This window comes from Pseudomonas sp. PS02302, from assembly GCF_029959585.1.
Lineage (GTDB): Bacteria > Pseudomonadota > Gammaproteobacteria > Pseudomonadales > Pseudomonadaceae > Chryseomonas > Chryseomonas aestiva.
On sequence record NZ_JASCON010000023.1, the window covers coordinates 27,763 to 48,017 of the forward strand.

Sequence of the window (20,255 nt, forward strand, 5' to 3'; positions counted from 1 at the left end):
TTTCATGCCGAAGTGGTGGAATTGGTAGACACGCTATCTTGAGGGGGTAGTGGCCATAGGCTGTATGGGTTCGAGTCCCATCTTCGGCACCAAATAGCAAAGACGTCCTGCAGGACGCGGCGAGAATAGAGTAGGTTGACTCCTAGAGTTCAGTTGAATATAATCTCGCTCCAGCTTTGACGCGGGGTGGAGCAGTCTGGTAGCTCGTCGGGCTCATAACCCGAAGGTCGTTGGTTCAAATCCAGCCCCCGCAACCAGTTATTTAAAGCCCCTTTTTAGGGGCTTTTTGTTGGCTGGACAGTTCGGGTCGCGCTTTCTTGCGCAGACCTCTTAGGGATGGGCGTAATGCCCATTTTTTATTCTCAAAAAACGCGAGGCAACCAGGTGTCGAGCAAGCTAGAACAGTTGCAGGCCTTGCTGGCCCCCGTCGTCGAGGCGCTTGGCTATGTCTGCTGGGGTGTCGAGTACATCTCCCAAGGGCGGCATTCGCTACTGCGTGTCTACATCGATCATCCCAACGGCATTCTCGTCGAAGATTGCGAGGCTGTCAGTCGCCAGGTAAGTGGCGTACTCGATGTGGAAGATCCGATCACCAATGAATACACCCTTGAGGTGTCTTCCCCCGGTATGGATAGACCGCTGTTCACCCTGGAGCAATTCGCTGCCCACGTCGGTGAACAGGTCAAGGTCAAACTTCGGTCGCCCTTCGAGGGGCGGCGTAATTTCCAGGGTTTGCTGCGCGGTGTGGAAGACCAGGACGTCGTGGTGCAGGTGGACGAGCATGAATATCTGCTGCCCATCGAGATGATCGACAAGGCCAACGTCGTTCCCCGTTTCGAGTGATTTGAGCGCGAGACCGCGGATCCCAAGGATTGCGAATACGAGGCGTAAGATGAGCAAAGAAGTTCTGCTGGTAGTGGAATCTGTTTCGAACGAGAAGGGTGTTCCACCCGGCGTCATCTTCGAGGCACTGGAGTTGGCTCTCGCCACGGCTACCAAGAAACGCTACGAAGAAGATGTGGATCTGCGGGTGTCGATCAACAGACACAGCGGCAGCTACGAAACCTTCCGCCGCTGGACCGTGGTGGAAGACCAAGACTATCAGTTGCCCGATTCGCATCTGACGGTGGAAGACGCCCAGGAAGAGCATCCCGGCGTCAAGGCCGGTGAAGTGATCGAAGAGAAGATCGAGTCCATCGAGTTCGGTCGGATTGCCGCCCAGACCGCCAAGCAGGTGATCGTGCAGAAGGTGCGCGAGGCCGAGCGGGCTCAGGTGGTAGACGCCTATCGCGAGAAGGTCGGCGAGATCATCTCGGGTACCGTCAAGAAGGTTACCCGTGACAGCGTCATCGTCGACCTGGGCAACAATGCCGAGGCGCTGCTGCCGCGCGAGCACATCATTCCCCGCGAGACTTTCCGCATGGGCGTGCGTCTGCGTGCCCTGCTCAAGGAAATCCGCACGGAAAACCGCGGTCCGCAGCTGATGCTGTCGCGTACCGATCCGCAGATGCTGATCGAGCTGTTCCGCATCGAAGTACCGGAAATTTCCGAGCAGCTGATCGATGTCATGGCGGCTGCCCGGGATCCGGGTTCGCGGGCCAAGATCGCCGTCCGGTCCAAGGACAAGCGCATCGATCCCCAGGGTGCCTGCATCGGCATGCGCGGTTCGCGTGTCCAGGCGGTATCCGGTGAACTGGGTGGCGAGCGGGTCGACATCGTCCTCTGGGACGACAACCCTGCGCAGTTCGTCATCAACGCCATGGCCCCGGCCGAAGTCGCTTCGATCATCGTCGACGAAGACAGCCGTACCATGGATATCGCCGTCGCCGAGGACAACCTGGCCCAGGCCATCGGTCGTGGCGGTCAGAACGTGCGCCTGGCCAGTCAGCTGACCGGCTGGACGCTCAACGTGATGACCGAGGCGGACATCAACGCCAAGCAGCAGGCGGAGACCGGCGACATCATCCAGCGCTTCATCGACGAGCTGGATGTCGACGAGGAACTGGCGCAGGTGCTGGTGGAAGAAGGTTTCACCTCCCTCGAGGAAGTGGCCTACGTACCCATGGAAGAGATGCTCAACATCGATGGCTTCGACGAAGACATCGTCAACGAGCTGCGTACCCGGGCCAAGGATCGCCTGCTTACCCGGGCCATCGCGACTGAAGAACAGAAGAGCCCCAGCGAAGATCTGCTGACCCTCGACGGCATGGATCCCCAGCTCGCCAGCGCGCTGGCCCAGCGTGGCGTGGTCAATCGCGAAGAGCTCGCCGAGCAGTCGATCGACGACCTGCTCGACATCAACGGCATGACCGAAGAGCGTGCCGGCAAGCTGATCATGGCTGCCCGTGCCCATTGGTTCGAGTAAGCGGCGCAGCCTGAGGAGAGAAGTGCATGACGCAAGTCACGGTGAAAGAACTGGCCCAAACGGTCAATACGCCGGTGGAACGTCTGCTACAGCAGATGCGCGAGGCAGGTCTGACGCACAGCACTGCCGAGCAGTTGGTGAGCGATGCGGAAAAGCAGGCCCTGCTGACGCACCTGAAGGGGACCGCGCAGCTCGACGAGCCAAGCAAGATCACCCTGCAGCGCAAGACCCAGACCACGCTGAAGGTGGCCGGCAGCAAGACAGTCAGCGTCGAAGTGCGCAAGAAGAAGACCTTCGTCAAGCGCAGCACCGCTGAACTCGAGGCTGAACAGCGCCGCGAGCAGGAAGCCCAGCGTGCCGCCGAAGAAGCTGCGGTCCAGGCACGTGCCGAGGAAGAGGCCCAGCGCGCTGCCGAGGCTGCTGCCCAGCAGCAGGCCGAAGCCACGACTCAGGTTGCGCAGCAGGCGGTCCCCGCCGAGGCTGCAGCCCCTGCCGCGCCGGAAGCCCCGGCCGTGGTGGCCGAGCAGCAACCCGCTGCCGCGCCTGCCGCCGAGGTCAAGAAAGCCGACCCGGCTGGTGAGCGCAAGCGCGAAGAACCGCGTCGTCCCGTGCATCCTGCCCCGAGCAGCAAGCGCGAAGAAGACGAGCGTCGTGAGCGCAAGAATGCCCAGCATCGCCCGTCGATCAAGGACAAGGTCGCAGCTCCCCGTACCGTCCGCAGTGGCGACGACGAGGAAGAGGGCTTTGGCCGGCGTGGCGGTCGCGGTGGTAAATCGCGACTCAAGAAGCGAAACCAACACGGGTTCCAGAGCCCGACAGGACCTGTAGTGCGCGAAGTCAATCTAGGTGAGACCATCACCGTCTCTGAGCTTGCTCAGCAGATGTCGGTGAAGGCCGCCGAAGTCATCAAATTCATGTTCAAGATGGGGTCTCCCGCTACCATCAACCAGGTGCTCGACCGTGAGACGGCGCAGCTGGTGGCCGAAGAGCTGGGCCACAAGGTCAAGCTGGTCAACGAGAACGCCCTGGAAGACCAGCTGGCCGAATCCCTCAAGTTCGAGGGTGGCAAGGCCCTGCACCGCGCGCCGGTAGTGACCGTCATGGGTCACGTCGACCACGGCAAGACCTCGCTGCTGGACTACATCCGCCGCGCCAAGGTCGCGTCGGGCGAAGCCGGTGGCATCACCCAGCACATCGGTGCCTACCACGTGGAAACCGAGCGTGGCATGGTGACCTTCCTGGATACCCCTGGCCACGCCGCGTTCACCGCGATGCGTGCCCGGGGTGCCAAGGCCACCGATATCGTCATCCTGGTCGTCGCGGCCGATGATGGGGTCATGCCGCAGACCGAGGAAGCCATCCAGCACGCCAAGGCGGCGGGTGTCCCCATCGTCGTGGCGGTCAACAAGATCGACAAGCCCGATGCCGATCCGGATCGTGTCAAGCACGATCTGGCCGGTCGTCAGGTCATCCCGGAAGAGTGGGGCGGCGATACCCAGTTCGTGCACGTCTCGGCCAAGGCCGGTACCGGCGTGGACGAGCTGCTCGAAGCCATCCTGCTGCAGGCCGAAGTCCTGGAGCTGACCGCTACGCCGGAAGCACCCGGTCGCGGTGTGGTCATCGAATCGCGCCTGGACAAGGGTCGTGGTCCGGTCGCTACCGTGCTGGTCCAGAACGGTACCCTGCGGCAGGGCGACATGGCACTGGTCGGCGTCAACTTCGGCCGCATCCGTGCCATGCTCGACGAGAACGGCAAGCCGATCAAGGAAGCCGGCCCGTCCATCCCGGTCGAGATTCTCGGCCTGGACGGCACCCCGGATGCCGGTGACGAACTCACCGTGCTGACCGACGAGAAGAAGGCGCGCGAAGTGGCGCTGTTCCGCCAGGGCAAGTTCCGCGAGATCAAGCTGGCCCGCGCTCACGCCGGCAAGCTCGAGAACATCTTCGAGAACATGGGCCAGGACGAGAAGAAGACCCTCAACATCGTGCTCAAGTCCGATGTGCGCGGCTCCCTCGAGGCGCTGCAGGGTTCGCTGTCCGGTCTGGGCAACGACGAAGTCCAGGTACGTGTGGTCGGCGGTGGCGTCGGTGGTATCACCGAGAGCGATGCCAACCTGGCGCTGGCGTCCAATGCCGTGCTGTTCGGCTTCAACGTCCGGGCCGATGCCGGGGCGCGGAAGATCGTCGAGCAGGAAGGCCTCGACATGCGCTACTACAACGTCATCTACGACATCATCGAAGATGTGAAGAAGGCGCTGACCGGCATGCTGGGCAGTGACGTCCGGGAGAACATCCTGGGTATCGCCGAAGTACGTGACGTCTTCCGTTCGCCCAAGTTCGGCGCCGTCGCCGGCTGCATGGTCACCGAGGGCATGGTGCACCGCAACCGTCCGATCCGCGTCCTGCGCGAAGACGTGGTCATCTTCGAAGGCGAGCTGGAATCCCTGCGTCGCTTCAAGGATGACGTGGCCGAAGTGCGTGCCGGCATGGAATGCGGTATCGGCGTGAAGAGCTACAACGACGTCCGCGTCGGCGACAAGATCGAAGTGTTCGAGAAGGTTCAGGTCGCCCGTTCGCTGTAACGACGACTCTGCACCAGGACGGCAGGTCGCGGACCTGGCAGAACCCTGCCAGGTCCGGACTTGCCGTTCGCGTTTCCAAGGTTCATGGCTGGCAGGCCTGACGTCTGCGGCCTTTTGTACGAGAGTTTCGACATGGCCAAAGAATTCAGCCGTACCCAGCGTATCGGTGATCAGATACAGCGCGAACTGGCGCTGTTGATCCATCGCGAAATCAAAGATCCACGGCTGGGTATGGTGACCATCACCGGCGTGGACGTGGCCCGGGATCTGTCCCATGCCAAGGTGCACATCACCGTGCTGGGCAAGGACGATGACCCCGAGGCGATCAAGCAGAATATCGCCATCCTCAAGGATGCCTCCGGCTTCCTGCGGCAGCAGTTGGGTCGGGCGATGAAGCTGCGGACCGTTCCGCAGCTGGGTTTCCAGTATGACGAGAGCATCCGTCGCGGCGCCCAGCTGTCGGCGCTGATCGAGCGGGCGGTCGCCGAAGACCGTCGGCAGGACGGGGAGGAGTAGGGTGGCCCAGGTCAAGCGTATTCGCCGGCAGGTGCATGGCGTGCTGGTGCTGGACAAGCCGCGCGGCTTTTCCTCCAATGCCGCCCTGCAAAAGGTCCGCTGGCTGCTCAACGCCGAGAAGGCCGGGCACACCGGTAGCCTGGATCCCCTGGCCACCGGCGTACTGCCGCTGTGCTTTGGCGAGGCGACCAAGTTTTCCCAGTACCTGCTGGATGCCGACAAGGGCTACAGCACCGTGGCGCAACTCGGCGTCACCACCACCACCGGCGATGCCGAGGGTGAGGTGCTGGAGCGACGGGCGGTCGCGGTCGACGAAGCGGCCATCCAGGCGGCGCTACCGGCCTTCCGGGGCCAGATAGAGCAGATTCCGCCGATGTATTCGGCGCTGAAGCGCGACGGTCAGCCGCTCTACAAGCTGGCGCGTGCGGGCGAAGTAGTGGAGCGCGAGCCGCGTTCTGTTACTATTGCCCGGCTGGAACTGCTGGCGTTGCAGGAAGATCGCGCGACGCTGGAAGTGGCCTGCAGCAAGGGCACCTATGTGCGCACCCTGGTCGAAGACCTCGGCGCCCTGCTCGGCTGCGGTGCCCATGTGGCCGAGTTGCGCCGTACCCAGGCCGGCCCCTTCGGTCTGGCGCAGGCCATCAGCCTGGAAGAGCTGGAGGCGGTGCACGCCGAAGGCGGTTCCGCAGCGCTGGATCGCTTCCTGCTGCCGGTCGACAGTGGCCTGGAGCACTGGCCGCTGGTGCAGTTGACTCAGCACAGCGCCTACTACTGGTTGCACGGTCAGCCCGTCCGGGCGGCCAATGCACCGAAATTCGGCTTGATGCGGGTGCAGGACGACCAGGGTCGTTTCATCGGCATCGGCGAGATTGATGACGAGGGGCAGGTTGCCCCCCGTAGACTGATTCGGTCCTAGACCGATACCGAGGGTGGCTGTCAGCAGGCACGGTCACACCTCTTTCCTAAGCACGGGACCTATCCCGGCCTGTTCCTCAGAGGAGCCCTATCATGGCACTGAGCGTTGAAGACAAAGCCCAGATCGTAAACGAGTTCAAGCGCGCCGAAGGCGACACCGGTTCGCCGGAAGTGCAGGTTGCCCTGCTGTCCGCCAACATCGACAAGCTGCAAGGTCACTTCAAGATCAACGGCAAGGATCACCACAGCCGTCGTGGTCTGATCCGCATGGTCAACCAGCGTCGTAAGCTGCTGGACTACCTGAAGTCCAAAGACACCTCTCGTTACAGCGCACTGATCGCTCGCCTGGGCCTGCGTCGTTAATACGATGCAGACCTGCTGCAAGCAGTCTGAAGCTGGAGGTCGGCTCGCGCCGGCCTCCGGCTTTTTTGCTTGAAAGGCCGGCAGAATCGGCCTGCGTCACCCCGGAGATCAGCGAGGGTCCGAATCCCTCTGGTCGCCCCTGTTTCCCCCAAGGCAATAAAGAGAAGGAAAGACTGTGAATCCAGTAATCAAGCAATTCAAGTTCGGTGAGCAGAACTTCACCCTGGAAACCGGCCGCATCGCGCGCCAGGCGACCGGTGCCGTGCTGGTCTCCACCGATGACGTCAGCGTGCTGGTCACCGTGGTCGGTGCCAAGCAGCCCGCCGTCGGTAAGGACTTCTTCCCGCTGTCCGTGCACTACCAGGAGAAGACCTACGCCGCTGGCCGCATCCCCGGTGGTTACTTCAAGCGTGAAGGCCGTCCTTCCGAGAAGGAAACCCTGACCTCGCGCCTGATCGATCGTCCGATCCGTCCGCTGTTCCCCGAAGGCTTCCTCAACGAAGTCCAGGTGGTCTGCACCGTGGTCAGCACCAACAAGAAGTCCGATCCGGACATCGCCGCCATGATCGGCACCTCCGCCGCCCTGGCCATTTCCGGTATCCCCTTCGCCGGTCCGATCGCCGCCGCCCGCGTGGGCTACCACAGCGAACTGGGCTACCTGCTGAACCCCAGCTACGAGCAGCTGCAGAGCTCCAGCCTGGACATGGTCGTGGCCGGTACCCGTGACGCCGTGCTGATGGTGGAATCCGAAGCCGACGAGCTGACCGAAGACCAGATGCTGGGCGGTGTGCTGTTCGCCCACGAAGAATTCCAGGTGGCCATCGAGGCCATCAGCCAGTTCGCTGCCGAAGCCGGCAAGCCGACCTGGAACTGGCAGGCGCCTGCCGAGAACACCGCCCTGATCGAAGCCGTCAAGGCCGAAGTCGGTGAAGCCGTGTCCCGTGCCTACACCATCACCATCAAGCAGGATCGCTATGCGGCCCTGGGTGCCCTGCGTGACCAGGCCATCGCCAAGCTGGCCGGTGAGAACGGTCAGTACAGCGAAGCCGAGGTCAAGGAGACCTTCGGTCTGCTGGAATACCGCACCGTGCGCCAGAACATCGTCGACGGCAAGCCGCGTATCGACGGTCGCGACACCCGCACCGTTCGCCCGCTGCAGATCGAAGTCGGTCCGCTGAAGAAGACCCACGGTTCGGCACTGTTCACCCGTGGCGAAACCCAGGCCCTGGTCACCGCGACCCTGGGTACCGCCCGTGACTCGCAGCTGCTGGACACCCTGGAAGGCGAGCGTCGTGACAGCTTCATGCTGCACTACAACTTCCCGCCCTTCTCGGTCGGCGAGTGCGGCCGCATGGGCAGCCCGGGCCGTCGCGAGATCGGTCACGGCCGTCTGGCCCGTCGTGGCATCCAGGCCATGCTGCCGACCCAGGATGCCTTCCCCTACAGCATCCGCGTGGTCTCCGAGATCACCGAGTCCAACGGCTCCAGTTCCATGGCCTCGGTCTGCGGTGCCTCTCTGGCACTGATGGACGCCGGTGTGCCGGTCAAGGCTCCGGTTGCCGGTATCGCCATGGGTCTGGTCAAGGAAGGCGAGAAGTTCGCCGTCCTGACCGACATCCTGGGTGATGAAGATCACCTGGGCGACATGGACTTCAAGGTGGCCGGTACTGCCAAGGGCGTCACCGCCCTGCAGATGGACATCAAGATCAACGGCATCACCGAAGAGATCATGGAGATCGCCCTGGAGCAGGCGCTGGAAGCGCGTCTGAACATCCTCGGCCAGATGAACCAGGTGATCTCCGAGTCGCGTGCCGAGCTGTCCGAAAACGCCCCGACCATGCTGGCGATGAAGATCGACCAGGACAAGATCCGCGACGTGATCGGCAAGGGTGGCGCCACCATTCGTGGTATCTGCGAAGAGACCAAGGCCTCGATCGACATCGAAGACGACGGCACCATCAAGATCTACGGCGAGACTCGCGAAGCCGCTGAAGCGGCCAAGCAGCGCGTCCTGGGCATCACCGCCGAGGCCGAGATCGGCAAGATCTACGTCGGCAAGGTGGAGCGCATCGTCGACTTCGGCGCCTTCGTCAGCATCCTGCCCGGCAAGGACGGCCTGGTGCACATCTCGCAGCTGAGCGATCAGCGCATCGAGAAGGTCACCGACGTGCTGAAAGAAGGTCAGGAAGTGAAGGTGCTGGTGCTGGACGTGGACAACCGCGGTCGCATCAAGCTGTCGATCAAGGATGTCGCGGCGGCGGAAGCCTCCGGCGTCTAAGACGACCCCTGCTAGGAAAAACCCGGCCTCGGCCGGGTTTTTCGTTTCTGGTGCGGGATGAGGTTCGCTGTGGATATCCTCATCGCGGCCGTGGCGGTCCGCCGATGCGGCCGCTCCTACAGAGAGTGATGTTTTGTAGGAGCGGCCCATGGCCGCGATCAGCAAACGGCAAACGGTCGCACCTGCGAACCGCCATGGTCACGATTGGCCAGGGCATCATGCCTTCTCACGAATCCATTCGATGAAGCTGCGCACCTTGGGCACCTCGGCCATCTGTTCCGGATAGGCCAGCCAGTAGGCATGGGGGCTGGCCAGGCGATGGGGCCAGGCGAGCACCAGGCGACCGGAAGCCAGTTCTTCGGCGACCAGGAATTCCGGGAGCAGGGCCACCCCGCAGCCTTCCTGGGCGGCGCGGGCGCAGAGGGTGAAGGTGTCGAAGCGCGGGCCGTGATGGCTATGCACCTCGTCGCGCCCGAGGCTGGCGTACCAGTCGTGCCAGGATTCCGGGCGGGTGGTGTTCTGCAGCAGCACGAAGTCCACCAGCTGCTCCGGTCCGGCGATGCCCTCGGGGGGAAGCAGGTCGGGCGCGCAGACCGCGACCATGTGCTCGTGCAGCAGCAGTTCGCACTCGGCACCCGGCCAGCTGCCGTGGCCATAGAACAGCGCCACGTCATGGCGGGGGTCGCGGAAGTCCACCGGTTCCAGCGCGCTGGAGACATCCAGGTGGATGTTGGGAAAGCGCAGGCGCCAGCCCTTGAGCCGCGGCACCAGCCAGCGCTCGCCAAAGGTCGGCGGGGTGGCCACGCGCAGCACCTCGGTCTCGCCGCCATAGGACCTCAGATAGCGCGCCGACATCTCCAGCTGGTTGAGGATCTTGTCCACCTCGGCCAGGTAGAGGGCGCCCGCCGGCGTGAGCTGCAGGCGGCGGCGGACCCGGCGAAACAGACTGTGCTGCAGCAGGTCCTCCAGCTGGGCGACCTGTTTGCTGACGGCGCTCTGGGTCAGCGCCAGTTCGTCGGCCGCGCGGGTGAAGCTCAGATGACGCGCGACCGCCTCGAAGCACTGCATGGCGGTGATGGACGGCAGGTGGCGGCGTTGCATGAGCGGACTCGCGGCATGAAAAAAGGGAATGATATGCCGAGCAAAGGTCGGTTGTCCGGCGCCGCTGGGCTGACCATACTCAGGGACGATTCCCTTTCCGCGGAGACCTCAGCATGAGCAAGGCCCTGTTGGAACGCCTCGGCGTTTCTGCCCAGCACTACACCCAAGGCGAGCACCGGGTGCATTCCCCCATCGATGGCAGCCAACTGGGCAGCGTCGCCCTGGAAAGCGCCGCCGAAGTGGAGCAGAAGATCTCCCGTGCCGAGCGCGCCTTCCAGGCCTGGCGCGCAATACCGGCGCCGCGCCGGGGCGAACTGGTGCGGCTGCTGGGTGAAGAATTGCGCGCGCACAAGGCCGATCTCGGCGAACTGGTGTCCTGGGAAGCCGGCAAGATCACCCAGGAGGGCCTGGGCGAAGTCCAGGAGATGATCGACATCTGCGACTTCGCCGTTGGCCTGTCGCGCCAGCTCTATGGTCTGACCATCGCCTCCGAGCGTCCCGGTCACCACATGCGTGAATCTTGGCAGCCGCTGGGCGTGGTGGGCATCATCAGTGCCTTCAACTTCCCGGTGGCGGTCTGGTCATGGAACGCCGCCCTGGCCCTGGTCTGCGGCAATCCGGTGATCTGGAAGCCCTCGGAAAAGACCCCGCTGACCGCACTGGCCTGTCAGGCGCTGTTCGAGAAGGCCCTGGCGCGCTTTGGCGATGCCCCGGCCGATCTGAGTCAGGTCATCGTCGGCGATCGCGCCGCCGGTGAAGCCCTGGTGGACGATCCGCGGGTGGCACTGGTGAGCGCCACGGGTAGCACCCGCATGGGTCGCGAGGTAGGACCGCGGGTTGCGGCGCGCTTCGGCCGCAGCATCCTCGAACTGGGTGGCAACAATGCCATGATCCTCGCGCCGAGCGCCGATCTGGACATGGCGGTACGCGCCATCCTGTTCAGCGCCGTGGGCACCGCCGGCCAGCGCTGCACCACCCTGCGCCGGCTAATCGCCCACCGTTCGGTGAAGGACGAAATCGTCGCCCGGCTAAAGACCGCCTATGCCAAAGTCCGCATCGGCCATCCGCTGGAAGGCAACCTGATCGGTCCGCTGATCGACGCGGCCAGTTTCCAGGCCATGCAGGGCGCACTGGAACAGGCGCGTGGCGAGGGCGGCGTGGTCTACGGCGGCGAGCGTCAGCTGGCTGAGCAGTATCCCGAGGCCTACTACGTGGCGCCGGCCATCGTCGAGATGCCCGAGCAGAGCGAGGCGGTGCGCCACGAGACCTTCGCGCCCATCCTCTATGTGCTGACCTATGACGATTTCGACGAGGCGGTGGCGCTGAACAACGCCGTGCCCCAGGGCCTGTCGTCCTGCATCTTCACCACCGATGTGCGCGAGGCCGAGGCCTTCATGTCGGCGACCGGCAGCGACTGCGGCATCGCCAACGTCAACATCGGACCGAGCGGTGCCGAGATCGGTGGCGCCTTCGGTGGCGAGAAGGAAACCGGTGGCGGTCGCGAATCCGGCTCCGATGCCTGGAAGGCCTACATGCGTCGCCAGACCAACACCGTCAACTATTCGCGCGAGTTGCCGCTGGCCCAGGGCATCGTCTTCGACTGAGTGGGTCCGCCAGGAGCGCAGAGAATGCAGTTGCGTGAAGAGTGCCTGTGGGAGCGGCTGTATCCGGCGGTGCCGGGGGCGCCGTTGCAGGGCGAGCGTGACGCCGAGGTCTGCGTTATCGGCGGTGGCTATACCGGCCTGTCCACCGGCCTGCACCTGGCGCAGACCGGGCGGCGGGTGGTGGTGCTGGAAGCCCATGGCGTCGGCCATGGCGGCTCCGGCCGCAATGTCGGGCTGGTCAATGCCGGCATGTGGATCCCGCCGGACGAAGCCGTGGCGACCCTGGGGCCGGAGGTCGGAGAGCGCCTGCTGGGGGTGATGGGCGATGCGCCGAGTCAGGTATTCGGTCTCATCGAGCGCTATGGCATCGATTGCCAGCCGCGTCGCGCCGGCACCCTGCACATGGCGCACAGCGCCAAGGGCCTGGCCGATCTGGGGCAGCGTGCCGAGCAATGGCAGCGGCGTGGCGCCCGGGTCGAGCTTCTGGAGGGCGAGGTCTGTTACAGCGCCTGCGGCACGCGCGACATCAGTGGCGCGCTGCTCGATCATCGCGCCGGCACCCTGGTGCCCATGGGTTATGCCCTGGGCCTGGCCAGGGCGCTGCGCCAGGAAGGCGGCGAGCTGTTCGAGCGGAGTGCGGTGCAACGGCTGCAGCGGGTCGGTGAGCGCTGGCAGGTGGAAACCCCACAGGGGCGAGTCACCGCCGACCAGGTGGTGATCGCTTCCAATGCCTATACCGAAGGCGAGTGGACCACGCTGCGCAGGCAATTCTTCCCGGGCTACTACTACCAGGTGGCCTCGCGGCCGCTCGGTCCGGAAGCGGATTTCATCCTGCCCCAGGGCCGTGGCTCCTGGGATACCCGTACGGTGCTCAGCAGCATCCGCCGCGATGCCGATGGCCGTCTGCTGCTGGGCAGTCTTGGCAACATGGCGGGGCGGCCGGCCGGCTTCATCCGCGCCTGGGCCGATCGCATCCAGCGGCACTATTTCCCGGCGCTCGGACAGGTCGAGTGGGAGTGCAGCTGGACCGGCCGTATCGGCTTCACGCCCGATCATCTGATGCGACTGTTCGAGCCGGCGCCAGGCTTGCTGGCGGTGTCCGGCTACAACGGTCGCGGGGTGACCACGGGCACGGTGGTGGGGCAGGCCTTTGCCCGCTATCTGTGCAGTGGCGATCGCCATGACCTGCCGCTGCCCCTGGCGTCGCTGGAGACCAATCCGGTCGGCCAGTGGCGCAGCCTGATGTACGAAGCCGGCTTCACCCTCTATCACGCGGGGCAGTGCCTGCGCGTGGTGCTCTAGCGACCCTGCCATACCCGCTGTCACCGGCCCCCAGGCCGGGCGACAACACCCTGAAGCGGCCGATTTGCGCATCTCGACCTGTGCAAGTCGGCCGCTTTTCATGGCTGTCCATAACCGCCAGCAGGCTGGGTGCACGGTCGATCCCGCAGGGTCCGGCGGTCGCAGGCTCATGGTTACTTTGGTGGCACAGTGTGGGGACGGTGTTACGTTTTGGTGCGAAACAGGTGCAACCGGGTTGCTATCTGGTAACAAACCTCTGGGTTTTGTCTCCTCCGCTGCTACCGTTTTGCAGAATTATCCAGACTAATGAGCCAGTTAAGACAAAAGTCTAAAGGACGGTCGAGTCCACTGGCAGCGGCCCTCGCCGCCCGCACGCAGAGGTTTCGGCTCCTCGCGGTGGCGGCAAATGGCCTTTGCGCCCGGTACACAGCTGGGTGATGGCACAGGCTTTGCTCCGGCGAACAGGCCAACCACCCTCTGGAGCACACCTCCCATGTCGAAGATTTACAGAAAAGGCATTCTGGCTCTCGCTATCGGTTCTGCGTTCACTCTCTCCACCCTGGCGCATGCCGACATCGTGATCGGTGTCGCCGGTCCCTTCACCGGGGCCAGTGCCGCCTACGGCGAGCAGTTCTGGAAGGGGGCTACCCAGGCCGCGACGGACATCAACGCCGCCGGTGGCATCAATGGCGAGAAGATCAAGCTGGTGCAGGGTGACGACGCCTGCGAGCCCAAGCAGGCCGTGGCCGTGGCCAACCGCCTGGTGGATTCGGAGAAGGTCAAGGCCGTGATCGGCCATTTCTGCTCCTCCAACACCATGCCCGCCTCGGAGATCTACGACGAAGCCGGCATCATCTCCATCACCCCGGCGTCCACCAACCCCAAGATCACCGAGCGTGGCCTGACCGGCGTGTTCCGCATGTGCGGACGTGACGACCAGCAGGGCATCGTGGCCGGCGACTACATCGTCGATACCCTCAAGGCCAAGAAGGTCGCCATCATCCACGACAAGGACACCTACGGTCAGGGCCTGGCCGACGCCACCAAGGCGCAGCTCAACAAGCGCGGCGTGAAAGAGGTGCTCTACGAGGGTCTGACCCGCGGCGAGAAGGACTTCAACTCCCTGGTTACCAAGATCCGTGCCTCCGGCGCCGACGTGGTCTACTTCGGCGGCCTGCACCCCGAAGCCGGTCCGCTGGTACGTCAGATGCGCGAGCAGGGCGTAACCGCCAAGTTCGTCTCCGGCGATGGCATCGTCTCCGCCGACCTGGTCACCACCGCCGGTGGCGCCCAGTACACCAAGGGCGTGCTGATGACCTTCGGCGCCGACCCGCTGCAGAACCCCGCCGGCAAGACCGTGGTGGAAACCCTGCGCAAGTCCGGCTACGAGCCCGAGGGCTACACCCTCTACTCCTATGCCTCGCTGCAGGCCGTGGCCGCCGCCTTCAACGGCATCAAGGGCACCGACGGCGCCAAGGCCGCCGAGTGGCTGAAGTCCCACAGCGTCAACACCGTACTGGGTGAGAAGAGCTGGGACAGCAAGGGCGACCTCAAGGTCTCCGACTACGTGATGTACGAATGGGACGACAAGGGCAAGTACCACCAGCTGCCCTGATCCTCGCGTGAATCCGCCAGCCGCCACCTCGTCTCCGCCCCAGGACGAGGCGGCGGCCGGCGGCCCTCGTCATCCATCCAGCGCGAGACTGCAAACGTGGACGGTATCTTCCTGCAACAACTGGTCAACGGCCTGACCCTGGGCTCGGTCTACGGACTCATCGCCATCGGCTACACCATGGTCTATGGCATCATCGGCATGATCAACTTCGCCCACGGCGACGTGTACATGGTGTCGGCCTATCTCGCCGCCATCGGCATCGCGCTGCTGAGCGTGTTCGGCCTGCATTCCTTCCCGGTGCTGATCCTCGGCACCCTGATCTTTACCGTGGTGGTCACCTCCGTGTACGGCTGGGCCATCGAGCGCATCGCCTACAAGCCGCTGCGCAACTCCACGCGCCTGGCCCCGCTGATCTCGGCCATCGGCATGTCGCTGATCCTGCAGAACTACGTGCAGCTCGCCCAGGGCGCGCGCCAGCAGGGCGTACCGACGCTGCTCGACGGCGCCCTGCGCCTGCACATCGGCGAAGGCTTCGTGATCATCACCTACACCAAGGTCTTCATCATCCTGGCCTCCATCATCGGCATGGGCCTGCTCACCTACGTGATCCAGAAGACCACCCTCGGCCGCATGTGCCGGGCCACCCAGCAGGATCGCAAGATGGCGCAGATCCTCGGCATCAACACCGACCGGGTGATCTCCTACGTCTTCATCATCGGCGCGGCCATGGCGGCGCTGGCCGGGGTGCTGATCACCCTCAACTACGGCACCTTCGACTTCTATGCCGGCTTCATCATCGGCATCAAGGCCTTTACCGCGGCCGTGCTCGGCGGCATCGGTTCGCTGCCTGGCGCCATGCTCGGCGGGATCATCCTCGGCATCTCCGAAGCCCAGTTCGCCAGCCTGGTGAACTCGGACTACAAGGACGTCTTCAGCTTTTCGCTGCTGGTGGCGATCCTGATCTTTAGGCCCCAGGGGCTGCTCGGCAAACCCCAGGTCACGAAGGTGTGAATCCATGAGTCAGACGTCTTCCTCCTTCGATCTCAAGGTCGTGTTGCGCGACACCTTCATGGTCGGCCTGGTCTCGCTGATCCTGTTCGGCCCCATCGTCGGCATCGTGCTCGACGGCTATGGCTACAACGTCCAGCCCGGCCGCGTCGGCATCATGGTCGCGGTGGTCATGGCCGGTCGCTTCCTGCTCAGCCTGTTCGGCCAGACCGCCAAGGGCCGCGACTGGATCGAGTCCTTCAAGCGCAACGACGGTGGCGTCCATGTGCTGCCGCCGGGACACAAGTCCAACCTCAGATTCATCCTGCCCATCATCATCCTGGTGGCCATCGCCTTTCCCTTCCTGGCCACCAAGTACTGGCTGACGGTGATCATCCTCTGCCTGATCTACGTGCTGCTGGGCCTGGGTCTGAACATCGTGGTGGGCCTGGCCGGTCTGCTCGACCTCGGCTACGTCGGCTTCTATGCCATCGGCGCCTACGGTCTGGCGCTGGGTTACCAGTACCTCGGCCTGGGCTTCTGGACCATGCTGCCGCTCGCGGCGGTGCTGGCCGCGGTAGCGGGGGCGATACTGGGATTCCCGGTGTTGCGCATGCACGGGGACTACCTGGCCATCGTCACCCTCGGCTTCGGCGAGATCATCCGCCTGGTGCTCAACAACTGGCTGGAAGTGACCAAGGGCCCCAACGGCATCGCCGCGCCTTCGCCGACCTTCTTCGGCATCGAATTCGGCCGCCGGGCGAAGGAGGGCGGGGTGCCCATCCATGAGCTGCTGGGCATCAGCTACAACCCCAACGCGACGATGATCTTCATCTACACCGTGCTGTTCCTGGTGGTGCTGCTGGTGCTCTACATCAAGCACCGCCTGACCCGCATGCCGGTCGGTCGCGCCTGGGAAGCCCTGCGCGAAGACGAGATCGCCTGCCGCGCCATGGGCCTGAACCATGTGCTGGTCAAGCTCTCGGCCTTCATGATCGGTGCCTCCACCGCCGGCCTGGCCGGGGTGTTCTTCGCCACCTACCAGGGCTTCATCAACCCGGCCTCGTTCAACTTCTTCGAGTCGGTGCTGGTGCTGGCCATCGTGGTGCTGGGCGGCCTGGGCTCCACCGTCGGGGTGGTGGTTTCGGCCTTCGTCATGACCCTGCTGTTCGAACTGCTGCGTGAATTCGGCGACATCCGCATGCTGGTGTTCGGTGTGCTCATGGTGGTGATGATGATGTGGCGGCCGCGTGGCCTGATCCGTATCGCCCGCAGTGGCTTCGCGATTCGCAAGGGAGTGGCGCCGTGAGCGACAACATTCTGACCGTAAAGGGTCTGGGCATGAGATTCGGCGGCATCAAGGCCCTCTCGGACGTGAGCTTCGAGATCCAGCGCCAGTCCATCACCGCGCTGATCGGCCCCAACGGGGCCGGCAAGACCACGGTGTTCAACTGCCTGACCGGCTTCTACAAGGCCACCGATGGCGAGATCCGCCTGGACACCGCCGACGGTCGCTCGACCCGCGTCGGCAAGATCATGGGCGAGCGCTTCCAGGCCACCGACTTCGTCAATCCGGTGCAGTTCGGCAGCCGGCTCTGGTACAAGATGTTCGGCGGCACCCACCTGGTGAATCGCGCCGGTCTCGCCCGCACCTTCCAGAACATCCGCCTGTTCAAGGAGATGTCGGTGGTGGAGAACCTGCTGGTGGCGCAGCACATGCAGTGCAACCGCAACCTCATCACCGGCATCCTCAACACCCCTGGCTATCGCCGCGTCGAGGAAAAGGCGCTGGACACGGCCTTCTACTGGCTGGAGGTGGTGGACCTGGTGGATCACGCCAACCGCCTGGCCGGCGAACTCTCCTACGGCCAGCAGCGCCGTCTGGAAATCGCCCGCGCCATGTGCACCCGTCCGGAGATCGTCTGCCTGGACGAACCCGCCGCCGGCCTCAACCCGGCCGAGACCGAGGCCCTGGCCGGGATGATCCGCCTGTTGCGCGACCAGCACCGCATCACCGTGGTGCTGATCGAGCACGACATGGGCATGGTGATGAACATCTCCGACCACATCGTGGTGCTGGATCATGGCCAGGTCATCGCCCGTGGCTTGCCGGCCGATATCCGCAATGATCCCAAGGTCATCGCCGCCTACCTCGGCGCCGAAGAAGAGGAGGTGGCATGACCACGCCGATCCTGGAATTCCGCAACGTCGACGTCTTCTACGGGCCGATCCAGGCCCTGAAGAGCGTCTCGCTGTCCATCAACGAAGGCGAGACGGTGAGCCTGATCGGCTCCAATGGCGCCGGCAAGTCCACCCTGCTGATGTCCATCTTCAGCCAACCCCAGGCGCGCAACGGGCAGATCCTCTATCGGGGCGAGGACATCACTCGCAAGAACGCCCACTACGTGGCCTCCAACGGCATCGCCCAGTCGCCGGAGGGACGCCATGTGTTCCCCGACATGACGGTCGAGGAGAATCTGCTGATGGGTACCATCCCCATCGGCACCCGCTGGGTGGACGAGGACATGCAGCGCATGTTCGAGCTCTTCCCGCGCCTCAAGGAGCGTCGCAACCAGCGCGCCATGACCATGTCCGGCGGCGAGCAGCAGATGCTGGCCATCGCCCGGGCGCTGATGGCGCGACCCAAGCTGCTGCTGCTCGACGAACCCAGCCTGGGCCTGGCGCCCATCGTGGTGAAGCAGATCTTCCAGATCCTGCGCGAGCTGGCGCAGAGCGGCATGACCATCTTCCTGGTGGAGCAGAACGCCAACCATGCCCTGCGCCTGTCCGACCGTGCCTATGTGATGGTCACCGGCGAAATCCGCATGACCGGCAGCGGTCAGGAGTTGCTGGCCAATCCCCAGGTGCGCGAAGCCTACCTGGGCGGCCACTAGCGGTGGCGGCGGTCCGCGGTCGCTGTCTGGTCGCGGGCCAGGCCCGGGGACGCCTGGCCTGGGCGCCCCTGGGGCTGAGCTTCTGGGGTGGCGTCGATCCGGCCAGCGGCCGGGTGATCGATCGCCATCATCCCCTGCACGGCCTGGAACTGGCCGGACGCATCCTGGCCATTCCCAGTGGCCGCGGCTCCTGCACCGGCAGCGCCGTGCTGCTGGAGCTGTTGCTGGCGGGCCGCGGGCCGGCGGCCTTGCTGCTGGCCGAGCCGGACGAGATTCTCAGCCTGGGCGCCATCGTCGCGGAAGAGCTCTTCGGTCGCTCCCTGCCGGTCGTCAGCCTGGGTGCCGAGGCCTTTGCGGCCCTCGCCGGGCAGGAGGAGATCGCGGTAAACGATGGCTGGGTCGGCGCGCTTGGAGACCTCTTTCCCGGCACCGCTACCGAGGCCCCTGCCGCTTTGCAGCTCAGCGTGACCGACCGGGCCAAGCTGGCGGGCGCCGAGGGCCAGGCCGTCCAGGCGGCGATGAAGATCCTGGTGCGGATGGCGCATCTGCAGGGCGCTCGCGAATTGCTCGACATCACCCAGGCCCATATCGATGGCTGCATCTACACCGGCCCGGCCAGCCTGGCCTTCGCCCAGCGACTGGTGGAGTGGGGCGGTCGGGTGCGGGTGCCCACCAGCCTCAATGCGGTGTCGGTGGATCAGCGCCGCTGGCGCGCGCAGGGCGTCGATCCGGCGCTGGGCGAACCGGCCAGTGCCCTGGCCGAGGCTTATGTGGCCCTGGGCTGTCGCCCTACCTTCACCTGCGCGCCCTATCTGCTGGACAGCGCCCCGACCCTGGGCGAGCAGGTGGTCTGGGCCGAATCCAATGCCGTGGTCTTCGCCAACAGCGTGCTGGGGGCACGCACCCAGAAGTACGCCGACTTCCTCGACATCTGCACCGCCCTGACCGGTCGGGCACCCCTGGCCGGCTGCCATCTGGACAGTGGCCGCCGCGCGGCCAAGGTCTTCCGGGTCAGCGTACCCGAGGGCCATGACGACGCCTTCTATCCGCTGCTCGGCTACTGGATCGGCCTGCGTTCGCCCACCCGGATCCCCGCGGTGCTGGGGCTGGCACAGGCCCAGCCCAGCCGCGACGATCTCAAGGCCTTTGGCGCCGCCTTCGCCACCACCTCGGCGGCGCCGCTGTTCCATCTGGTCGGGGTGACGCCCGAGGCGCCGATCCTGGCTGCGGTCGCGGCGCCCGAGCTGGAGGTCGAGGACATTGACCTGGCGGACCTGCGCCAGGCCTGGGCCGAGCTGGACAGCGCCGCTGCGCGCGAGGTGCAGCTGGTGGCCCTGGGCAATCCACATTTTTCCGTCGAGGAATGCCAGCGCCTGGCCGAACTCTGCCGCGGCCGGCAGCGGCATCCCGCGGTGGCCCTGGTGATCACCCTGGGGCGAGACGTGCGCGCCGCGGCCGAGCGGGCCGGGAGCCTGGCCGAGCTGGAAGCCTTCGGCGCCCAGTTGGTAGGGGACACCTGCTGGTGCATGCTCGGCGAGCCCCTGGTGCCGCCCGCGGCCCGCACCCTGCTGACCAATTCCGGCAAGTTCGCCCACTACGGCCCGGGTCTTACCGGTCGCGAGCTGCGCTTCGCCGGCCTCGCCGCCTGTGTCGAGGCGGCCTGCACCGGACTGGCGCCGGCCGAACCGCCGGCCTGGCTGGTCCGCGCGGACTTATCCAGCTGAAGCCGGGTC

16 protein-coding genes and 2 tRNA genes are annotated in these 20,255 nt (G+C 64.9%); 17 read left to right on the plus strand and 1 reads right to left on the minus strand.

Annotated features, from left to right (window positions below):
- Positions 1–6 precede the first annotated feature (6 nt).
- The 9 genes from QMX82_RS10130 to pnp all read left to right on the plus strand — a co-directional run bounded on the left by QMX82_RS10130 (position 7) and on the right by pnp (position 9,019).
- Positions 7–92 (plus strand) — tRNA-Leu (locus QMX82_RS10130).
- A gap of 88 nt (positions 93–180) precedes the next feature.
- Positions 181–257, plus strand: a tRNA-Met gene (locus tag QMX82_RS10135).
- Between the two features lie 127 nt (positions 258–384).
- Positions 385–843, plus strand: coding sequence for a ribosome maturation factor RimP (gene rimP, locus QMX82_RS10140; protein WP_133863045.1), 459 nt, complete (start codon positions 385–387; stop codon positions 841–843).
- A 49-nt stretch (positions 844–892) separates the two neighbouring features.
- Positions 893–2,365, plus strand: a complete 1,473-nt coding sequence (gene nusA / locus QMX82_RS10145; RefSeq protein ID WP_208693688.1) for a transcription termination factor NusA — start codon at positions 893–895, stop codon at positions 2,363–2,365.
- A 26-nt stretch (positions 2,366–2,391) separates the two neighbouring features.
- Positions 2,392–4,947, plus strand: coding sequence for a translation initiation factor IF-2 (gene infB / locus QMX82_RS10150; protein ID WP_282282945.1), 2,556 nt, complete (start codon positions 2,392–2,394; stop codon positions 4,945–4,947).
- 132 nt (positions 4,948–5,079) lie between these two features.
- Entirely contained in the window at positions 5,080–5,463 is a 384-nt protein-coding gene (gene rbfA / locus QMX82_RS10155) for a 30S ribosome-binding factor RbfA (RefSeq protein WP_133863047.1), read from the plus strand.
- A 1-nt stretch (position 5,464) separates the two neighbouring features.
- Complete coding sequence (truB, locus tag QMX82_RS10160; protein WP_158893775.1) at positions 5,465–6,379, plus strand: tRNA pseudouridine(55) synthase TruB; 915 nt, start codon at positions 5,465–5,467, stop codon at positions 6,377–6,379.
- Between the two features lie 92 nt (positions 6,380–6,471).
- Positions 6,472–6,741 carry a 30S ribosomal protein S15 gene (gene rpsO / locus QMX82_RS10165; RefSeq protein ID WP_133863049.1) on the plus strand — a complete coding sequence of 90 codons (270 nt, stop codon included), beginning with the start codon at positions 6,472–6,474 and terminating at the stop codon, positions 6,739–6,741.
- Positions 6,742–6,916: 175 nt separating this feature from the next.
- Positions 6,917–9,019 (plus strand): polyribonucleotide nucleotidyltransferase, encoded by a 2,103-nt coding sequence (gene pnp, locus QMX82_RS10170; protein ID WP_158893773.1) that lies wholly within the window; start codon positions 6,917–6,919, stop codon positions 9,017–9,019.
- A 216-nt stretch (positions 9,020–9,235) separates the two neighbouring features.
- On the opposite strand, the gene QMX82_RS10175 is transcribed toward pnp, so the two are convergent.
- Entirely contained in the window at positions 9,236–10,120 is an 885-nt protein-coding gene (locus QMX82_RS10175) for a LysR substrate-binding domain-containing protein (RefSeq protein WP_282282953.1), read from the minus strand.
- A gap of 113 nt (positions 10,121–10,233) precedes the next feature.
- Between QMX82_RS10175 and amaB the strand changes: the two genes are divergently transcribed.
- The 8 genes from amaB (at position 10,234) to lhpI (ending at position 20,246) form a co-directional block, all read left to right on the plus strand.
- On the plus strand, positions 10,234–11,724 hold the full coding sequence (gene amaB / locus QMX82_RS10180) for an L-piperidine-6-carboxylate dehydrogenase (RefSeq protein ID WP_282282955.1): 1,491 nt from the start codon (positions 10,234–10,236) through the stop codon (positions 11,722–11,724).
- 24 nt (positions 11,725–11,748) lie between these two features.
- Positions 11,749–13,026, plus strand: coding sequence for an L-pipecolate oxidase (amaA, locus tag QMX82_RS10185; protein ID WP_282282959.1), 1,278 nt, complete (start codon positions 11,749–11,751; stop codon positions 13,024–13,026).
- 493 nt (positions 13,027–13,519) lie between these two features.
- Positions 13,520–14,641: a branched-chain amino acid ABC transporter substrate-binding protein gene (locus QMX82_RS10190; RefSeq protein WP_158893767.1), complete on the plus strand. Its 1,122-nt coding sequence runs from the start codon at positions 13,520–13,522 to the stop codon at positions 14,639–14,641.
- Positions 14,642–14,737: 96 nt separating this feature from the next.
- Positions 14,738–15,652, plus strand: a complete 915-nt coding sequence (locus tag QMX82_RS10195) for an ABC transporter permease subunit (protein ID WP_208693692.1) — start codon at positions 14,738–14,740, stop codon at positions 15,650–15,652.
- A 4-nt stretch (positions 15,653–15,656) separates the two neighbouring features.
- Positions 15,657–16,937, plus strand: coding sequence for a high-affinity branched-chain amino acid ABC transporter permease LivM (gene livM / locus QMX82_RS10200; protein WP_133863054.1), 1,281 nt, complete (start codon positions 15,657–15,659; stop codon positions 16,935–16,937).
- Entirely contained in the window at positions 16,934–17,809 is an 876-nt protein-coding gene (locus tag QMX82_RS10205; RefSeq protein ID WP_208693693.1) for an ABC transporter ATP-binding protein, read from the plus strand. The genes livM and QMX82_RS10205 overlap by 4 nt, the downstream gene beginning before the upstream one ends.
- Complete coding sequence (locus QMX82_RS10210; RefSeq protein ID WP_044342783.1) at positions 17,806–18,522, plus strand: ABC transporter ATP-binding protein; 717 nt, start codon at positions 17,806–17,808, stop codon at positions 18,520–18,522. The genes QMX82_RS10205 and QMX82_RS10210 overlap by 4 nt, the downstream gene beginning before the upstream one ends.
- Positions 18,523–18,524: 2 nt before the next feature.
- Positions 18,525–20,246: a cis-3-hydroxy-L-proline dehydratase gene (lhpI, locus tag QMX82_RS10215; protein ID WP_282282973.1), complete on the plus strand. Its 1,722-nt coding sequence runs from the start codon at positions 18,525–18,527 to the stop codon at positions 20,244–20,246.
- Positions 20,247–20,255: the final 9 nt, after the last annotated feature.